Below are 17,701 nucleotides of genomic sequence, written 5' to 3' on the forward strand. Positions count from 1 at the left end.
CGGGTCAGATGGTCCTTACCTCTGTCTCGGGCGATACATCGCGGAAGATCTGCTCGGCATTGATGCGCGCTGCGTCGGTAGCGAAACCCGCGTCGAGGAAGACAGCACGCAGCGGATGGCGGTTCGCTATCTCGCGGACGACCGTATCGCTGAGGTCGTCGGTGAAGCAGGCGATGAGCGCGCCCTCGGCCACCGACAAAACCTCACGGTCGTCGATTTGCTCACTGACGACGGGTTCGCTGAGGTCGAGTGCCCAGTCGAGCAGCACCTGGAACAGCAGGTCATACGCGGTTCGATCGGGCTTCACGCTCTCGACCGCGCCTTCCAAGGTGTCCTGCGAAAGACCGTCGGGGGCGGCGAGCGTGTCGGCCAGATTCGACGTGTCGACCTTCAGCACACGGAACCCGCTGTCAACCAGCAGGCCGGAGAGCTGCTCGTGCACAAGTCGCAACCGTTGCTTCGTGATCTCAGCGACGGTGACGGGTCGTCCCAAGCGCATGAGGAGCTTGATGGCGTTCGTCGTGATCTGTTTCGCTGCCCCCTTCGCCGTCTTGAGCGTCTCAGTCAGATCCTCGGCGACCTGAATGCCAATGAAACGGCAGGCGGACTCTCCGTCACGGTTGAGTTCAAGGACAGCCTGCATAGCTGAACCCGAGCCAGCAAACATGTCGAGGACAACGTCGTCACCAGTCACTCCGACCGCACGGTAGATATCGCGGAGCAGGAACTCGTCCTTCGGGTTCGTAAACACCTTCTCGCCGAACAACGCGGCGAGCCTCTTGGATGCCGCACGACCATCGACGTACCGGATGCTCGTGAGGCTCTGGTACTCGGTGTTCGCCAGATAAGTCTTGTTCTTCGGGACACTCGTGTGGTCTCCCCCGAAGTGGACTCGGTTGTCCGCAATACGGCGAAGCATCTCGTCCTGCGGGTAGCGCCAGCCGGAGGCCGGCATCTTCACTACCTCACCCGTTGCCGGATGCGTCACGTCGTACACGTACTGGCCATCGTTCGGGCCGGAGATGTCGCTTGCGAAGTAGATGCCTCGCGCATCCATCCAGTCGTAGTGTTTGCTTCCGTATACCGCGTCGCTGGGTTGGAAGGTCTTGTACCAAGCCTTCGCCTCGGCGTTGATCGCGGCCCAGTCTTCACCGTGCTTCTTCCGAAAGCCGTCGAAGGCGGCGTAGATCTTGTCCAGACCTTCCTTCTTCTCAACCCATACGCCCGCGTTAGCTTGCCGGTTCTTCACGAAGAACACGATGTACTCGTGCTGGATCGAGACGTACGCCTGATCGTTCTTACTGCTGTTTTTGAGGACGATCTCCCCGACATACGAGGCGTCCCCAAGCACTTCCTCACCGAGGCGAACAAGACTCGCGTGCTCGTTCTCGTCGATCGACACGACAAGCACACCGTCATCAGCGAGGAGGTTTTTCGCGAGTTTGAGCCGCGGGTACATCATGCTCAGCCAGTCCGAGTGGAAGCGGCCGTTTGCCTCGGTGTTCGCGACGAGGCGGTCGCCGGTCTCCGACCTCTGGCCGGAGCGGGCGAGGTAGTCAGCGCTCGACTCGGCGAAGTCGTCCTCGTAGACAAAGTCATTGCCTGTGTTATACGGCGGGTCGATGTAAATCAACTTGACCTTACCGAGGTACGACTCCTGAAGGAGCTTGAGAGCCTCCAGGTTGTCCCCCTCGATAAAGAGGTTCTTCGTCGTGTCGAAATCGACGGACTCCTCGCGTACCGGCCGCAGTGTCTTGGCGATGGGCGCGTTCGCGGCGAAGGCCGCAGCGCGCTTACCGGGCCAGTCGAGCCGGTAACGCTCCTGCGGCCCCTCGACCACGTGGTCGGAGAGCTCCTGGCGGAGGAGATCGAAGTCAACGGCGAGGGTCACGTTGCCCTCCGCGTCCCTCGACTCGGTGACGACCTGCGGGAACAGTTCGGCGATGCGCTCGACGTTGCGAGCTGTCAGGTCGGGCGAGTGCAGTGCGCGCTTCTCCATCACGCACCACCACCCAGAACAGCGAGGTCATATAGTCTTAACCTCTGTGTTCGGCGACAGCTCACGGAAAAGCTGCTCGGCGTTGATGCGATCGGCGTCCGAAGCGAAGGCCGAGTCGCGGAACACCGCACGAAGTGGCTGACGCTTCGCGATCTCGGTGACCACATCAGCGGACACCTCCTCGCTGAAGCACGCGATGAGCGCGTCGTCGGCGATGCGGAAGTACGTTGTGGGCGCGGCGCCGGCTCTCTCTCTCTCTCTCTCTCTCTCTCTCTCTCTCTCGAAACCTCACGTCCGATAGGCAAGCTCAGGTCGAGACCCCAATCGAGGAGCACCTGGAACAGCAGGTCTTCGTCGGTACGGTCGGGCTTCACGCTATCGATCGCGTTCAAGAGCTCTCCCTGGCTGAGCGCATCTGCAGAAGCGTCGACTTCGGCCATGTTTGTGGTGTCTACGCGCATTGAGCGGAAGCCGACATCCAGCCCTTCCGCATTGAGTCCCGCCGCGTCCGCCGCAGCTCTTCCGGCGTTCCGAATGCGTTCCTTTGCTACTTCGGGGATTCCCTTCTGCCTACCGTCGCCGTCATCAGGCAACTGCACGAGGATGAACCGACGGGAGCCCCCGTCCTCGGCATTCTGCTGGAAAACCGCATCTGCGGTAGCTCCCGAACCTGCAAAGAAGTCGATCACGATGTCGTCGCTGCCCGGCGCGGTAGCAAGCGAAAGCATGCGTCGGATCAACTTTGTCGGTTTCGGCGTGTCGAACACCTGGTCTGAAGCGAAGTCCACCCTAGCGAGCACTTCGTTCTTTGCATCCTGGCTATGCCCCACCTGGGAATACGGCCAGTACGTCTGGGGCACCCGTCCGGTGTTCATCTCGGAGAGGAATCGCTTGATGCGCGGGACGTTGTTGCCGGCTGCTCCCCAGTAGATCCGACCGTCCGCGTCAAGTTCACGGAATTTCTCCTCCGAGAAGCGCCAGTAGCTTCCGGGGGGCGGGCCTTCCACAACTCGACCGCCTGGTGTCGTAATTGAGTAGAGGCCGCGGCTGTAGTAATTGCGGGCCTGAATGGGACCGCTGATCCATGCACCTCGTGGGTCGCCATCCGGATTCGTGAATCTCCGGTCCTGCTCGTCGGTTCGCGGGAGGGGGTTCGGCTCCCACTCATCGGCGTTCCGCGCGTAGACCAGGAGGTACTCGTGGTCTTCCGAGAAGTGCTTTGCAGTGTTCTTGATCGTGTGAACCTTGTGCCAGATCACGTTGGCGACAAAATTGTGCCCACCGAATACTTCATCCATGAGGCTACGAAGCCGTGGCAACTCATGGTCGTCAATCGAGACAAAGATCACGCCGTCGATTGCGAGAAGAGATCGCGCCAGCTTGAGGCGCGGATACATCATCCCCAGCCAGTCCGAGTGGAACCGTCCGCTCGAATCCGTGTTCGCCTGAATACGCTCCCCAAGGTCATTCACCTGTCCCGACCGCAGAAGGAACTCATCCGACGCCTCAGCAAAGTCATCGTCGTAGACGAACCGATCCGAACCGGTGTTGTACGGCGGGTCTATATAGATCAGCTTGACCTTTCCGAGATACGACTCTTGGAGGAGCTTCAATGCGTCAAGGTTGTCGCCCTCGATGAAGAGGTTTTTCGTCGTGTCAAAGTCGACGGACTCCTCTCGCACGGGGCGGAGCGTCTTGGCGATGGGCGCGTTCGCGGCGAAGGCCGCGGCGCGCTTGCCGGGCCAGTCGAGCCGGTAGCGCTCCTGCGGTCCCTCGACGATGTGGTCGGAGAGTTCTTGGCGAAGGGCGTCAAAGTTGACAGCGCGAGTCGGGTTGCCGTCAGCGTCGAGTGTCTCAGTAACGACAGCCGGGAAAAGTTCGGCGATCATGTCAATGTTCCGCTCGGTCAAGTCCGGCGAGTGCATCTTCAGCTTCTCCACGGTCATCCTCTGGTGCTCGGCGCGGTGTCGGTCAGCTCGACGAGGGCGTCTTCGCGCTCCTTAAGCTGCCTGCGCAGTTCGATCTTGCGATTGAGTTGTGGTTCGGTGCGCAGCTTCTTCTCCAGCGCCGCGATTTCGCGCTGGAGTTTTCGGGCGCGGCCCAGTCTGTCGGTCGCCTCTGACACGGTCTCGCCGACGCGAGTGGTGACCGGTAGGAGCGGCCCCAAGAGCGCCTCATAGAGGCTCGCCAAGTCCAGTGCGGTCGGAAGTGGCTGGCGGGGCGCGTCGGCGGGCTGCCAGTCGGTGGTGAAGTACGTCGCGATGCGCGGCGTCTTACCATCCAACGTCTTCTGCGCTGCGGCCATGCGGACGCGTCCTGTGCTGGCTATCTCGAACACGATCGGGAAGTGCACGGTCTTGTCGATGGCGGCGAGCACCTCGTCGGAGACGTCCGCGCCCTTGGTCTCGACCGTGAAGACCTGGATTTCGGGCACGGTGGTCGTGCCGCGGAGCCGGATGGTGTCGTCGGCGAGCTTGTAGGCCCAGGTGATGCGCTGGATGTCGTCGACAAGCTTCTCGCGCAGCGCGGTGCGCACGTTGCCGTGCTCGTAGAACTTGGTCTTGGGCACGGAACGGCCGAACGCGGCGTTCGCGGGCCAGCGATAGAGGACGGGATCAGTCATCGGCGGGCTCCTCGACGATGGCAAGGAAGGCGATCAGCTCGAAGTCATCGAGCCCAGCGATGGTCTGCACGAGCGCGGTGGTGTGGCCAGGGCTGAAGAGGCTGTCGATGTCGCGTTCCCCGTTGACGTCAATCATTGAGCGGATCGCGTCGGTGAGCAGTTGGCTGTATTGGCCCATGTCAGCGCCGTCTTTGGTGGCGGTGTTGAAGACGCGGCACACCTCCCACGCGGGTTCGTCGCGATTACGGCATCCGGCGCGGATGATGTCGAGCAGGTGCTTGACCTCAGTGTGGTCGGCGATGACCTCGCCCTGATTGTCGAGGTAGACGAGATAGTGCGGATGCAGCCGGTTGCCGCGGTTCAGATGCTCGTCAGCGTTGATGTTTCGCAGCACGAACAGCGCGCCCGGTTTGAGGCCTTTCTCGGGCTGAGCGGGAACGACGGCGTGCAGGCCCTTGGGGGTTCCGGCCAGGTCGCCATACTCTTTGATGTAGCTGAGCAGATCCATGCGGAAGTCGTTCAATCCCAGGTCCGTAATAGAGACGCCGGTGCGGACGTCCTCGAGTTCGATGACCTCGTCCTGGAGCTTGCGGAGCTGTTCCTTGCGGAATGCGGCGTCGCTGGCTTCCTGGGTGAGCACGTTGTCATCGGCCGTCGCGGCGAGGTCGGCGATGACCATGCGGTTCTCGACGCGCTCCTTGAGGTTGATGTACTCGTCCAGGGAGATATCGGGCCAAAAGTTCACGAGCTGGATCCGCTCATTGGTCGATCCGATGCGGTCGATGCGCCCGAACCGCTGGATGATCCGCACCGGGTTCCAGTGGATGTCATAGTTGACCAGGTAATCGCAGTCCTGAAGGTTCTGGCCTTCGCTGATGCAGTCGGTGCCGATGAGCACGTCGATCTCGCCAGTCTCCTTCGGCATGACCATGTGCCGCTGCTTCGAGCGTGGGGAGAACAGCGTGAGGGTCTGCTGGAAGCCATATCCCTTGCCGACGGTGGTGGACGGATTGCCCTGCCCGGTGACCAGCGCGCTGTCGTGGCCGTTCTGTTTCAGTGTCGGGGCGAGGTTCCTGTAGAGGTACTCGGCGGTATCAGCGAACGCGGAGAACAGTAGCACCTTGCGGTTGCCGGGGTTCAGCGGCTGCTGGAACTTCGCGCGGATCAGCTCGCGCAGGCGGATCAGCTTGGAGTCGTGCTCGGGGGTGATGCCGCTGATCGATGCGAGGAGCTGCTGGATCACCTTGCCGTCGTTGACAAGGTCACGGTTCCACGACTCGACGTCGATGTCGGTCAGGTCGATCTGCATCTTCTTGCCGACCGTACCACTGGTGGGGAACTCGAAGTCGTCGTCTTCGGCGTCGATGTCGGCGAAGGTAGAGACGATGTCGGCAATGTTCGCTGCGTAGTTGTCGACGGCCTCGATCGCCTCGGCGACGGTGGACTCCAGCCGGTTCAGGGTGAGCCGGAATGCCTCGATGCTCGACTCCAGGCGCTTGAGCAGGTTGACTGTCATGAGCTTGCGGATGCCCTGCTCACGGCTCGCCGCCCCCAGGTTGGCGGTCTGCCCGCCCATGTAGTTCGTGCCCGCGCCGGCCCCGTAGAGCTGCTCGTACTTGTCGCGGCGGCTAGGGAACACATACGCAAGCGGCGTGTAGACCGCCAGAGTCAGCAACTGAAGCTGCTCGAAGATCTCATTGAACGTCGGCACGTCGGCCAGGTCAGTCAGCGGCGGGCGCACCGAGACGGGCTTCATCCGCTCGGGGAACGCGCCGATGTCGGTGGTGTCGTAGAAGGCTTGGATGTGCTTGCGGGATCGTGCGATCGTGACGGCGTCAAGCAGCTCGAAGAAGTCGAAGTCTAGCCGCGCCAGGATCGCCTCCGTGGTTCTGTCCTCCGGCGGCAGATCGCTCCACTCGTTGAAGACCCGCTGCGCCTGTCGGAACACCTCCTCGATCGTGGTCGAGATGTTCAGCTTCGCCTGGAGCTGCGCCGACTCGCCCTCGTAGGCGAGTGCAAGCTGGTTACGCAGGTCACTGAACCGGTTGTTCACCGGCGTCGCCGAGAGCATCAACACCTTGGTCTTCACGCCTTCACGGACAACCTTGCGCATCAGCCGCTGGTAACGGGTCTCGCGTTCCTGCACGTAGTCGGCGTTGCGGAAGTTGTGTGACTCGTCGATGACGACCAGGTCGTAGTTGCCCCAGTTGATCAGGTCGAGCCGCTTGCCGAGGGACTCACCGCCATCGCGCGATAGGTCAGTGTGAGCGAGGACGTCGTAGCTGAAACGGTCCCCCGCGAATACGTTCGTCGAGTAGTTCGAGTTGTAGTTCGTCCAGTTGTCGGCGAGCTTCTTCGGCGCGAGCACCAGTACGGTCTTGTTGCGTAGCTCGTAGTACTTGATCACCGCTAGGGCCGTGAACGTCTTACCCAGGCCCACGCTGTCGGCGAGGATGCAGCCGTTGTAGGTCTCCAGCTTGTTGATGACGCCGGTTGCGGCGTCCTTCTGAAAGTTGTAGAGCGCCTTCCAGACCTCGGTGTCCTGGTAGCCGGTGAGGTCGTTGGGTAGCACGTCCTCGCTGATGTCGTCGAGGAACTCGCTGAACAGGTTGTAGAGGATCAGGAAGTACACGCGCTGGGGCGAATTCTCCGCGTACACGCTCGCGATGTGTGTGCGCACCGCCTCGGTCACATCGTCGAGCTGGTCGGGGTTGTGCCAGATCTGGTCGAACAGATGGATGTACTGCTGAGTGGCCGGGGCGTCCTCGATCTTGTGCACCATGTTCGATACCGCAGGCCCGCGCTCGTACCCGAGATCCGCGGTTGTGAAGCCCTGGAGCGGCGCGTAGGCCGCAGTGTCGTCGACCACGGCGAATGACTGCATCGGCGCGCCTGTGTGGTTCGACCGGAAGGCGACCTTCTGCCGCACCCACTCGGCGCATTCCCGCGCGATTGCCCGCTGGGTCAGCTTGTTGCGTAGGCGAATCTCGAACTCCGTGCCGTACAACGCGGCGTCTCGATCCTTGTCGTTCGGGATGAAGAACTGGCGCTTCTCCGGAACTGGCTTATCGGTAGCCTTCGCCGTCGTGAACGATGGCGCGGTGAAGATGAACTCCAGCTCGTCGATCGACTGAAGCTCACGCTTGAGCGCCTCGAACGCGAAGATTGAGAAGGTGCTCGCCGCGATCCGCAGCTTGGAGCCGGGCTTGATCGACGCCTTCAGGTCGTCGCCGAGGAACTCGTTGAGGTTGTCGATGATGCGCACTCAGACATCACCCACTTCGGGTTTGTCGACCGGAGTCTGAGCCGTGCCCCCGCTCCGTATCCATTCGTCGACCTCGCTGGCCTGGAACTTCCAGAGTCTGCCTACTTTGTGGGCGGGCATTCCCTTGTCGGCGATCCAGACATAAACCGTCTCCTTGGTGACTCCGAGGTGAGCTGCGATGCCGTCAGCGGACATCCAGGGCTCAGTCACGAGGCCACCGGCTCGACAAGGGCAAAGTCATACCCACGAGCCTATCGGTGATGTCCAGGTTTTACTCGGTTTATCCCGGTCTCTTCTCTTCAAATGTGGCCGCCTCCTCGACGACGACGCTCACAACGACGGTCTATCAACGCGCGGGAAGCGGCCTCCGTCAGGTTCACTCCTCGAAGGATCGTCAAGACGCTTCGCGCGCACCTCGGCTGCCCTACGGGTTTCGTCAGCGCGAGTTTCCGCCTGCACAGCACGCTCATGGATCAGTTGCACGGCTTCGTCTGGCGGAAGCGCATCGAGTTGGGCAAGGTAGTGGCGATCCCGTGTCGCCTGCTCGCGCAGATTCTTGACCCGCGCGGCGACCACATCTGGACGGCGGTTCCCAAGTACCCGCTCGTACAGCGCCGTATGTTCTCGCGAATGCCGCCCGGCGATCTCCTTCGCGATCTGGTGGGTCTTCGCGGCTTCCGCGCGTGCTTCGATGATCTCGGGTGCGTGGTAGGCCTGGTGCTGGGCGGCTGCCTCGGCCCACGCGAGGAGGCCACTCTCGCTGTGCGGAATGCTCTGCCATCTGCCGTGCACGATGCACTCTGCCGCCTCGCGGCGGGCGTCTGCGCCTTTCGCGGTGCGGGTAGCCGAGCGCTTACGGAAACGGGGCGCGTTCGCTTTGGCGCGGTGTGCCGCGTATGCGGCCTGCTCCGCGGCCAGGAACTCGGCACCGTCCGTAGCTGCATCCTGGGCCAGCGATTCCACGGCATTCGCGAGAAGTGCGGCAACCTTCGCGTCGGCAGCTTCCGCCAGATCGCGCTGCGGCTCGTACTCGACCTTGTGTCGCTCGGACTGGTCATGCAACCTGGCGGCTGCCGAGACCCAGTGCTCTCGCTCCGCATCGGCCTTCGTGATCCGCTCGACGATCCGGTCGCGCTCCGCACTCACGATCGACACAGGCCCCTCCAAGACGAGGTCTGCAACGGCCTGGCGGGCGCGTTGGGTGGCGTCTTCCAGGCCGCGGTCGGCACGGTCTCGAGTGAGTGCTTCGACGAACTGCTGCTTCGCGTCGTCAAGGTCGGTGGCGACGACATGCAGGGTGTTCGTCTCGCGGCCGCGGGTCATGCCGACGTAGACGCCAGCGGCATCGAGTCCGTCGGAGAGCAACGTGTGCGAAGAGCCCACGGTCGCGCCCTGGACGCCGTAGGCGGTGAGCGCATAAGCCAGATGCACATCCTCGATCACGTACTCCGCGGGCAATGTCAAGGTGCGCTGCTGCTTCCGACCGTTGACGGTCTCCACGACGTTCAGCGCGCCATCGTCGCCCACGCGCTGCACCGTCCAGATCTGCCGGTTAGCAACGCCGAGCGTGCTTTCATTCCGGCGGGTCTGGATCATATCTCCGGCACCAATCGGGAGTCCGTCGTTACCGAACACTGTTCGCACGTCGTCGACCTCACCGAGTTCGACGCGCTCGGCGCGGATGCGTTCGTTCAACGCCCACGCTTCATCGTTCGTGGCGGCGGTGACCGCGTCCTCCGGGCTCACAGTCTTTGCGATGGCCTCCTGCATGCCGTCGTCGCTCTCGTGCAGCTCGATGAGCCCGAGCGCGTTGAGCTGGTCGAAGATCGCGGCGGGGTTGCGGCCGCGCCGCAGGTCGAGAGTGAGAACCGCATAAGCGTCATCAGTGAAGCGGTGCAGGCTGGTCATGTCCACGACTGCGGGAGTGAGGCGGGCGGCGAAGTCGAGCACACCACCGCGCCCGACCGCGGGGAGTTGCGCACGGTCGCCGATGAGCGCGATGGTCGCGCCGGCTTCGTCGGCGATGCGCAGCAGGGCGAGGGCGCTGTCTTGATCGAGCATGCCTGCTTCGTCGACGACGATTCGCTCACCCTTCGCGAGCCGTGCCTCCGTCACTGGCCCCCGGTAGGTTCTGCCGGTTTCGGGGTCAGTGTCACCGGGCCGTAGGCGCGTCCATACGCCGTCGCTATTCCACCGGAATCCGTGCGCGTAGACGAGCGCCGCAACGGAGTCGGTAGGGATGCCAAGTTCTTGGGCTGCGACGTCGGCGGCCTTCTTCGTCGGCGTCACGACTCGCGTCGAGCGGCCCTCCGCCGTCGCGGCAGCGATGGCAGTCTTAAGCATCGTGGTCTTGCCCGACCCGGCCGCGCCTTCGATCACGACGAGCGGGTTGGCGGATGCGACGGCGGAGGCTGCGCGTTCCTGATGGTCATCCAGCCCCGCCCGCGCAGCGAGCTGTTGGACATCCGGGGCAGGCTCGATGGACCTCTCCGCGCGTGCGGTGAGCAGGTCGCGCAGCTCCGTCTCTGCCGCAACCACTCGCAGCGATGTGAGATGCGCGAGGTGTTCCGGTGTCGGTGCACCGGGCGAGAGCACGGAGAAGCAATCCTCCGCCGCAAGCTGAGTCGCGAGTTGCACGAACTCGCGCAAGTCAGTTGGTTCGGCTTGCACGCCATGCTCCGTCATTATCCTCGTGACCTGCTCGCGCACGGTGTGCACTGTCCACGCCGACGCTCCTGCGGCGCAGCGGTCGAGCGCACGCGTTGCGACCTCTTCGATGTGCAGCTCACTCAGCGTGACAGATGCATCGCGCCGTGCCCGGGGCAGGTCCGATGTATAGCCGGCGTCTTCGAGCTCGGTGCGCCAGCCGGCTTCGCTGCCAAGCACGGTGGGCTTCTTGCCCGGTCGCTCGTGCTCCCACGCCTTCGCCTTCAATCTCGCCCGCACTACTGAGCCGGGCTCCTCGCCCGGATGGGCGGCTTCCCACTCGGCTTCAAATCGGGCGAGGTTACGTTCGACCTGCGCACCTCGCTTCGACATCACGGCGTTGAAGGGCTCCAGCTCTGTCACCTCACCGGTTGCCGGGTCGAGGGTGAGACCGTGGCGATCGAGCACGGTGGAAAGCTGCGGGTGCGCGGCAATGACCGCTGTGCCGAGCGCACGGATCGCGCCCTGCTGCTTCAACAGCGCCGCAGTGTCGAGGCCGCGCCACTTGCCTGCGGCGTGGACGCGAGTGCCGATCTGGAAGTGGATGTGTCGGTGCGGATCGCCCGCCCGGCTGGTCTTGTGGGCGACTGTGACGGTCTGCAACTGCTGCACCGGCAGGATCTCGCGTGCGTTCCGCGGACCGACCCGGGTCACGGAGTGCTCGGCGAGCCAGCGGCGAATCTCCTCTGCCGCATCCTGCTGCGCCGCATCGAGCGCGTCAGACACTTCCGGATACAAAGCAGCGGCGATCGAGAGCGACTTCGGCGCGTTGATGACCATCTCCGCAAAGCGCGGCGACTCCTTCGATCTGTCGCTTGCCGCTCGGGGTGTTCCCATCGATGTGCCGGTGATCGGATCGGTCCAGTCGACCCAGGCCGCGTAGCCTTCCGGATCGAGCGTTCTCGTTTCGATGATTTCACCGTCGTGGCCGCTCACGGCGAACTCGGCGAGCGCGGTACCGCCCTCCAGGTAGTACTCGTCGGCGGTCGATCTGTCCGACTCCAGGTAGCGGCGCGCTGCGGCACCGGTGCCGCGGAACAGGATCACGCCGCCCTTCATCTCGGGCCTCCTCACGAGTCGTCTCATGAAGGAGGTGCGCACGCCCCACCATCGGTGGCATACGTCCATGAATCAGTTGTCGGGCAGGAGGGAATCGAGAGGCGGCGTCTCACAGGCGTGAGTTTCTCGGAGCCGCGGGGCGTAATGAGGATCGCGCTGGGCATCGCAGCAGCTTCTGCGATTGGCAATGCGGAGCGCTGGTCAGAATGCGACGAAGCGGAGGGTCAGCTCCCAGGGGGGGTTTCACGGTCCGGGAAAATTTCCACCACCGTCCGGAGCCCCCGCGGCGTCCCAACAGTTGGGAGGCCGGCAACTGAGCGTTCCGGCTCGGCAATCACGGTGGCGGCAATTTGCCGGAACCGCGGGGTGCCGATTCGGCCCGCCCGTACCGGGGCATTCTACGGTGGTGCCGAATCGACACCACCGCGGTTTTCCCCCTCGCGGCGAGCAGAAAGCCTGTTCGGCCAGCCCACGCAGACATGACTGCAGTGCAAGTACCGTAGCTCACTCTGACAGGTACGGCAAGCGATCGGCCAGCACATCCGGGCACACTCCCAGCCTTCACAGCAGATCGCTACCGAGGCTGCTGCCCGCGGTGCCGAGCATCGCGGTGAACGCGTCGTCCATGATGTCGGCGGTGACGGGGTCGACCATCTCGGCGGTGACGACGTAGTTGCTGCGGGTGACCTGCTCGTTCGCGTGACCGAGCAGGCGCGAGGCGAGGGTGATGCCTGCTGCGGCGTCGATGATCGTCGCGGTGGTGCGGCGGAAGATGTGCGTCGAAAACTCGGTCGGATCGATGCCCGCTCGCCGCAGGCCTTCGGCGTTGTCGTCCACGAAGGTGCGGAGCAGTCGCTCGTAGTTGCTGACGCTGAGCGGTCGGCCGGTCTTGGTCGAGAACAGGAACGCCTCTGGGTCGCGATCAGCGGTCGCGAGTTGACGGCGGATCGCGGCGGCGGAGAAGCTCGGCAGCGCAACCCGGCGCTTCTGCCTCGAGCGCTTCGGGGTGTTCTTCCGATACAGCCCATTCGCCTTGCTCTGTTTGATGGTGCCGGCGATCAGCACCGTCGCGGGACGTGAGGTCACATCCACATCGCAGCGGCGCAGGCCGAGCACCTCACCGATGCGGGCGCTGGTGCCGATCATGATCCACATCACATGCTCCAGCACCGCGACGTTCGGGCGCGGTCCGTACCCGTCGCCGTCTTTGCGCCAGTCGTGGATGAGGCTCTGCACCACCATCACCTGCGCGGGGTTCAGCACCGATTCCTTCTTCTCCGGCAGCGGCAGCCGCCTCGCGTCGCGGATCGGATTCGCGGTGAGTACCTCGTGCTCGATGCCGGTCTGGCACACCTGTGAGAGCACGCTCCTGGCGCGTCTTGCGGCAGACAGCGACTTCTGCTCGCGGATCGACTGGAGGATGCGGTTGCAGCGCAGCACGCTGAGATCCTTCAGCGGCAGGTTGCCGCAGGCGGGGTTCACGACGTGTCTGATGGTCGAGCGGTAGGACTCCATTGTGGTGTCCTCGACGGTCTGCGACTGCTCCTTCTCGTAGACGAACACCTCGCAGGCCTGGGCGATCGTGGCGTCCAGGGCGAGCACGGGGCCGACGGTGCGGTAGCGGATGTCCTCGGCCTGCTTCGCAAGCCCCGTGCGCGCCTCATCCTCGGTACCGCCGATCGATTTCAGTCGGCGCAGCTCGCCGATCTCGTCGCGCATCTTCGCGGTGGCCTGCACGCGTCCGGAGGCGAGGGTGCGGATCTGGATCGCGCCGATCTCGCCGGGTTCCAGTCTCGGTCTAGCCATGGCGCACCAGCTCCTGGAACCAGGCGAGCACCTCGGGGCGCAGATAGCGCACGTGACGCCCGACACGACGGAACGGCGGCCCGCTGTTCGTCTGCCGCCACTCCTCGACGGTGCGCGGCGAGACCTGCAGCAGCTCGGCGACCTGCTCGCCGGTCATGATCAGGGGCTCGTTCCGGGTGTCCATACCCCATAGGTGCGCACGCCACACCGCAGCCGTTGCGGCCAGCGCGTGGGCGACACGGCACAACCCGTGCCACGTCTCGGCGAATGCCGTCGAAATAGGGTTTTGGACCCCGTTTAGGACCCCGCTGCCGGTTTTCGAGTGACCAGGAACCATGAAACTCCTCCGATTCCCGCGGAATCTGAGGAGTTTTGCGCTGGGGTACCTGGACTCGAACCAAGAACAACTGAACCAGAATCAGCCGTGTTGCCAATTACACCATACCCCAAGGGCCCGTAGGCACCATGGAAGCCTAACAAATGCGGGAGGGAAACGCTAATCCAAATATCCAGCCGGGACAGCCGATCTATGCTCATGATTGTGAGCTACCCACCGAACCAACAGCCCTGGCCGCCGCAGGGTGACCCCAATCAGGGCCAGCCGCAGCCCGGGCAGCCATACGCCGGTCCGCCCTACCCCGGTCAGCCCTACGCCGGTCAGGCCTACCCTGGGCAGCCCTACCCCGGGCAGCCCTCTGCAGGTCCGCAATTTCAGGGACCTCATCCCGGTCAGCCTTATCGGGGTCAGCAGTTCGGCACTCCCGCGAACCCAGATGCCGGTACCGGTCTCGCCATCGGCTCGATCGCAGTTTCGGTCGTCGCGGTCATCCTCATGTTTGCGGATTTCATCTCGTCGATGCCCGCGCTCATCGTTGCGCTCGGGGCACTGTTCATGGGCCGTCAAGCACAGAAGCAACGTGGCCGTCCGGGTGGTCTACCGCTCGCCGCCATCATCGTTTCGACCGTGGCCCTCGCCATTTACCTGGTCGTCATGCTGGTTACGATCGCGTTCGGCGTTGGCGGGCTTCTCGAGCTTATGCGTGGCTAGTAGTGCTTCGAGGGCCCCAGCACACGGTGGGAGCTAGCGAGTAGCCGACCACCAGACCGTCACGGCAAGCGCGGCCGCAGCGAGTACAAGCACGCCCCAGCGGCGCATCCAGCTCACCTGTGCGAACACGAGCGAGAGCCCGCCGAACAGCAGCACTGGGATGAGCAGGGTCACCCACCACACGACCGTGGCCTCGAGCGTCAGGAGCATTGTCGCCGTGAGCACGATCACGATTGCCGGGATGAGCGCCACCGCACCAAGGAGCACCACGGCGTAGCGATGCCAGCCGCGCCGCTCCCGCAGAAACCCGAGCGGTGCATCCACGATGAACGCCCAGAGTGTCGTCACGCCGAGTATCTGCAACAGCCGCTGCGCCCAATACGCCCCCGACCACTGCGACTGCTCAAACGCGACGAAGATCATGAACGCGGCCGCCACGATCGTGGTCACGACGGCAGCCATCGCGCTGGCCCCAGCGATCTCCCGCAGGGTCAGCGGCCGCTTGGCAATCGCATCCTCAGTCATCAAAACCCGGTCGCGTCGCGGTGCGCGGCAATTGCCGTGCGCGCGCCCTTGCCCGCCGAGATAATGAGCACCTCAGGGCCGGGCGCGGTGAGTTCACCGGTTGCGTAAAGGCCCTGCACGCGCGTGCGACCGAAGTTATCAGCGACAACCAGGCCCTCAGCATCGCGATCGGGCTGCAGGTCATCGTCAAGGAAGCCGAGCTGTGCCTCGAAACCGGGCAACACAAATGCCGCCTCAACCGGCGTCACTTCGCCATCGACAGTACGGATGCCGGTGAGATCAGCCCGCTCTCCCACGACATCGTCGATCTCGCGGCGGTCGACGACCACGCCAAGCTCGCGCAGGCGCGCCGCATCGTCTTCAGGCACCTGCTCCTCGCTCGCAAAGAGCGTGACATGCGAGCCGATGCGCACGAGCTGCGCGGCGCGATACGCGAGCGTCTTCGCGCCCTTCACACCGAACACGGCAATGCGCGCATCCTGTTTGTTCCAGGCATCGCACACGACGCACGAGTGGATGCAGGTGCCGTAGAACGCGCGTAGCATCGGGAACGGCGGGAAGAGTTCTTTGAGACCGGTTGCCACGATGACGCGATCGGCACCGACGACCCGGTCGGGGGTGCCGCGCACGCCCTTCGCTTCGACCACGAACCCTGTGCCCTCGCGGCGCACCCGGGTGACATTCGCGAACTGCACCTCGGCGTTGTCGTAGTGCTCGACCGATTCGCGGCCAGCGGCGCGCAACTCGTTCGGGGGCACGTTGTCGCGCGAGAGGAAGCCGTGGGCTTCCATCGTGGCCGAGTGCCGGGGTCGGTTACCGTCGAGCACGAGCACCCGGCGCAGCTGGCGGGCGAGGATGAGGGCAGCCTGGAGTCCCGCGGGACCGCCGCCGACGATGACGACGTCGTAGTGCTCGCCGGTGGCGGGCATGGGTGCGGTGGGCGTGGTCATCGCGCGGGGCCTTTCTGCGGGGTGGGTGTGGGTGGGGTGGAGGGAGTCTCGATACGCGGCTACGCCGCTACTCGACCAACCATGGCGAAGCTCAGCTGAGGCGGTCGCGCAGGCGCTCGAGGCGGGCGATCGACTCCTCGCGACCGAGCAGTTCCATCGACTCGAACAGCGGCGGCGACACGCGCTGACCCGACAGCGCCACGCGCGCCGGGCCAAACGCGAGGCGCGGCTTGATCTCGAGTTCGTCGATGAGCTTCGCGCGCATCCCCGCCTCAATCGCCTCAGTCGTCCATTCCTCAACGCCCGCGAGCGCCTCGATCGAGGCAGCGAGCACCTCAGCCGAGCCGTCCTTGAGCGTCTTCATTGCATCCTCGGCGTAGTCGAGCTCAGCCGTCGGCGTGAACAGGAACGCCAGCAGCCCCGGCGCCTCGCCAAGGAGCGTCATGCGCTCCTGCACGAGCGGCGCGACCGCGTGCACGAGGCCACGCTGGTCAGCGGTGATCGGCGTCGCCACGACGCCGGCACGCTCCAGGTAGGGCACCATGCGCTCAGCGAAGTCGTCGACATTGAGCATGCGCATGTGCTCGCCGTTGATCGCCTCGGCCTTCTTGAGATCAAAGCGCGCGGGGTTCGGGTTGACGTCTTCCACGTCAAACGCGGCAACCATCTCGTCCATCGTGAACACATCGCGGTCAGGCGCGATCGACCAACCGAGCAGTGCCAGGTAATTGAGCAGGCCCTCCGGCAGGAAACCGCGGTCGCGGTGGTGGAAGAGGTTCGACTCGGGGTCGCGCTTCGAGAGCTTCTTGTTTGCTTCACCCATGACGTAGGGCAGGTGACCAAAGCGCGGGATGAACTCGGCCACGCCCACCTCGAACAGTGCGTGATAGAGCGCGATCTGACGCGGCGTCGACGAGAGCAGGTCTTCACCGCGCAGCACGTGGGTGATGCCCATGAGCGCGTCGTCAACCGGGTTCACGAGCGTGTAGAGCGGCTTACCGTTCGGACGCACGACGACGAAGTCGGGGAACGAACCAGCCTTGAAGGTGATCTCACCGCGCACGAGGTCGTCGAATGAGAGGTCGGTGTCGGGCACGCGCAGGCGCAGGCTCGGCTCGCGGCCCTCGGCACGCAGGGCGGCGCGCTCGTCTTCGGTGAGATCGCGTTCGAAGTTGTCGTAGCCCTGGCGCGGGTCGCGGCCATTAGCGATATTGCGCGCCTCGATCTCTTCGGCGGTCGCGAACGACTCGTAGAGGTGGCCTGCATCCTTGAGCTTGTCGATGACGCCCTGGTAGATGTCGTCGCGCTGCGACTGGCGGTACGGCTCGTGGGGTCCGCCGACGCCGACGCCCTCTTGCCAGTCGATGCCGAGCCAGCCGAGACCGTCGAGAATCATCTCGAAGCTCTCTTCCGAGTCACGCTCGGCGTCGGTGTCCTCGATGCGGAACACCATGGTGCCGCCAACGTGCTTCGCGTAGGCCCAGTTGAACAGGGCGGTGCGGATGAGCCCGACATGCGGGGTGCCCGTTGGCGAGGGGCAGAAGCGAACGCGGATATCAGAACCGGTGGCCGTGGAAACCGGCGCGAGGTGTGCAGTCGTCATGGTGACTCCATCCTAGTTCGCAGCCGACGCTCTCATCCTGCCGAATGAAGTCGGTGCCCGCCGTCGCGTATTTTTGCGGAGTTAATCGGCTCATCGCATTCGAGGGTGTAGGTGGGG

Annotated in this window: 12 protein-coding genes and 1 tRNA gene; 1 reads left to right on the top strand and 12 read right to left on the bottom strand. The window is 64.1% G+C overall.

Translation table 11 applies throughout. The annotated features are described in order from the left end of the window. Window positions 1-4: 4 nt before the first annotated feature. The 9 genes from EG850_RS09910 to EG850_RS09950 form a co-directional block, all read right to left on the bottom strand. A complete protein-coding gene (locus EG850_RS09910; protein ID WP_124973023.1) occupies window positions 5-1,999 on the bottom strand; it encodes a site-specific DNA-methyltransferase in 1,995 nt (664 codons plus the stop codon). Further along, window positions 1,999-3,939: a site-specific DNA-methyltransferase gene (locus tag EG850_RS09915; protein WP_214609547.1), complete on the bottom strand. Its 1,941-nt coding sequence runs from the start codon at window positions 3,937-3,939 to the stop codon at window positions 1,999-2,001. The genes EG850_RS09910 and EG850_RS09915 overlap by 1 nt, the downstream gene beginning before the upstream one ends. A gap of 2 nt (window positions 3,940-3,941) precedes the next feature. Next, window positions 3,942-4,622: a DUF4391 domain-containing protein gene (locus tag EG850_RS09920; RefSeq protein WP_124973025.1), complete on the bottom strand. Its 681-nt coding sequence runs from the start codon at window positions 4,620-4,622 to the stop codon at window positions 3,942-3,944. Then, window positions 4,615-7,887, bottom strand: coding sequence for a helicase-related protein (locus EG850_RS09925; RefSeq protein ID WP_124973027.1), 3,273 nt, complete (start codon window positions 7,885-7,887; stop codon window positions 4,615-4,617). The genes EG850_RS09920 and EG850_RS09925 overlap by 8 nt, the downstream gene beginning before the upstream one ends. After that, window positions 7,888-8,082, bottom strand: coding sequence for a helix-turn-helix domain-containing protein (locus EG850_RS09930; protein ID WP_407920588.1), 195 nt, complete (start codon window positions 8,080-8,082; stop codon window positions 7,888-7,890). A 135-nt stretch (window positions 8,083-8,217) separates the two neighbouring features. After that, window positions 8,218-11,652 (bottom strand): MobF family relaxase, encoded by a 3,435-nt coding sequence (mobF, locus tag EG850_RS09935; RefSeq protein ID WP_124973031.1) that lies wholly within the window; start codon window positions 11,650-11,652, stop codon window positions 8,218-8,220. Between the two features lie 561 nt (window positions 11,653-12,213). Next, window positions 12,214-13,389, bottom strand: a complete 1,176-nt coding sequence (locus EG850_RS09940) for a tyrosine-type recombinase/integrase (protein WP_235829284.1) — start codon at window positions 13,387-13,389, stop codon at window positions 12,214-12,216. Between the two features lie 61 nt (window positions 13,390-13,450). After that, window positions 13,451-13,615 (bottom strand): helix-turn-helix domain-containing protein, encoded by a 165-nt coding sequence (locus EG850_RS09945; protein ID WP_235829285.1) that lies wholly within the window; start codon window positions 13,613-13,615, stop codon window positions 13,451-13,453. A gap of 220 nt (window positions 13,616-13,835) precedes the next feature. After that, window positions 13,836-13,907 (bottom strand) — tRNA-Gln (locus EG850_RS09950). A 92-nt stretch (window positions 13,908-13,999) separates the two neighbouring features. On the opposite strand from EG850_RS09950, the gene EG850_RS13450 reads away from it, so the two are divergent. After that, a complete protein-coding gene (locus EG850_RS13450; protein ID WP_214609548.1) occupies window positions 14,000-14,506 on the top strand; it encodes a hypothetical protein in 507 nt (168 codons plus the stop codon). 33 nt (window positions 14,507-14,539) lie between these two features. Here EG850_RS13450 and EG850_RS09960 read toward each other — a convergent pair whose 3' ends face one another. The 3 genes from EG850_RS09960 to gltX form a co-directional block, all read right to left on the bottom strand. Beyond that, the gene (locus EG850_RS09960) at window positions 14,540-15,031 is read right to left on the bottom strand and encodes a hypothetical protein (protein WP_124973032.1); all 492 of its coding nucleotides are present in this window, start codon (window positions 15,029-15,031) and stop codon (window positions 14,540-14,542) included. Then, window positions 15,031-15,981 carry an NAD(P)/FAD-dependent oxidoreductase gene (locus EG850_RS09965; RefSeq protein WP_124973034.1) on the bottom strand — a complete coding sequence of 317 codons (951 nt, stop codon included), beginning with the start codon at window positions 15,979-15,981 and terminating at the stop codon, window positions 15,031-15,033. The genes EG850_RS09960 and EG850_RS09965 overlap by 1 nt, the downstream gene beginning before the upstream one ends. Before the next feature lie 91 nt (window positions 15,982-16,072). Continuing rightward, window positions 16,073-17,584, bottom strand: a complete 1,512-nt coding sequence (gene gltX, locus EG850_RS09970; protein ID WP_124973036.1) for a glutamate--tRNA ligase — start codon at window positions 17,582-17,584, stop codon at window positions 16,073-16,075. Window positions 17,585-17,701: the final 117 nt, after the last annotated feature.

It is taken from the genome of Gulosibacter macacae (assembly GCF_003865375.1).
Taxonomy (GTDB): Bacteria; Actinomycetota; Actinomycetes; order Actinomycetales; family Microbacteriaceae; genus Gulosibacter; species Gulosibacter macacae.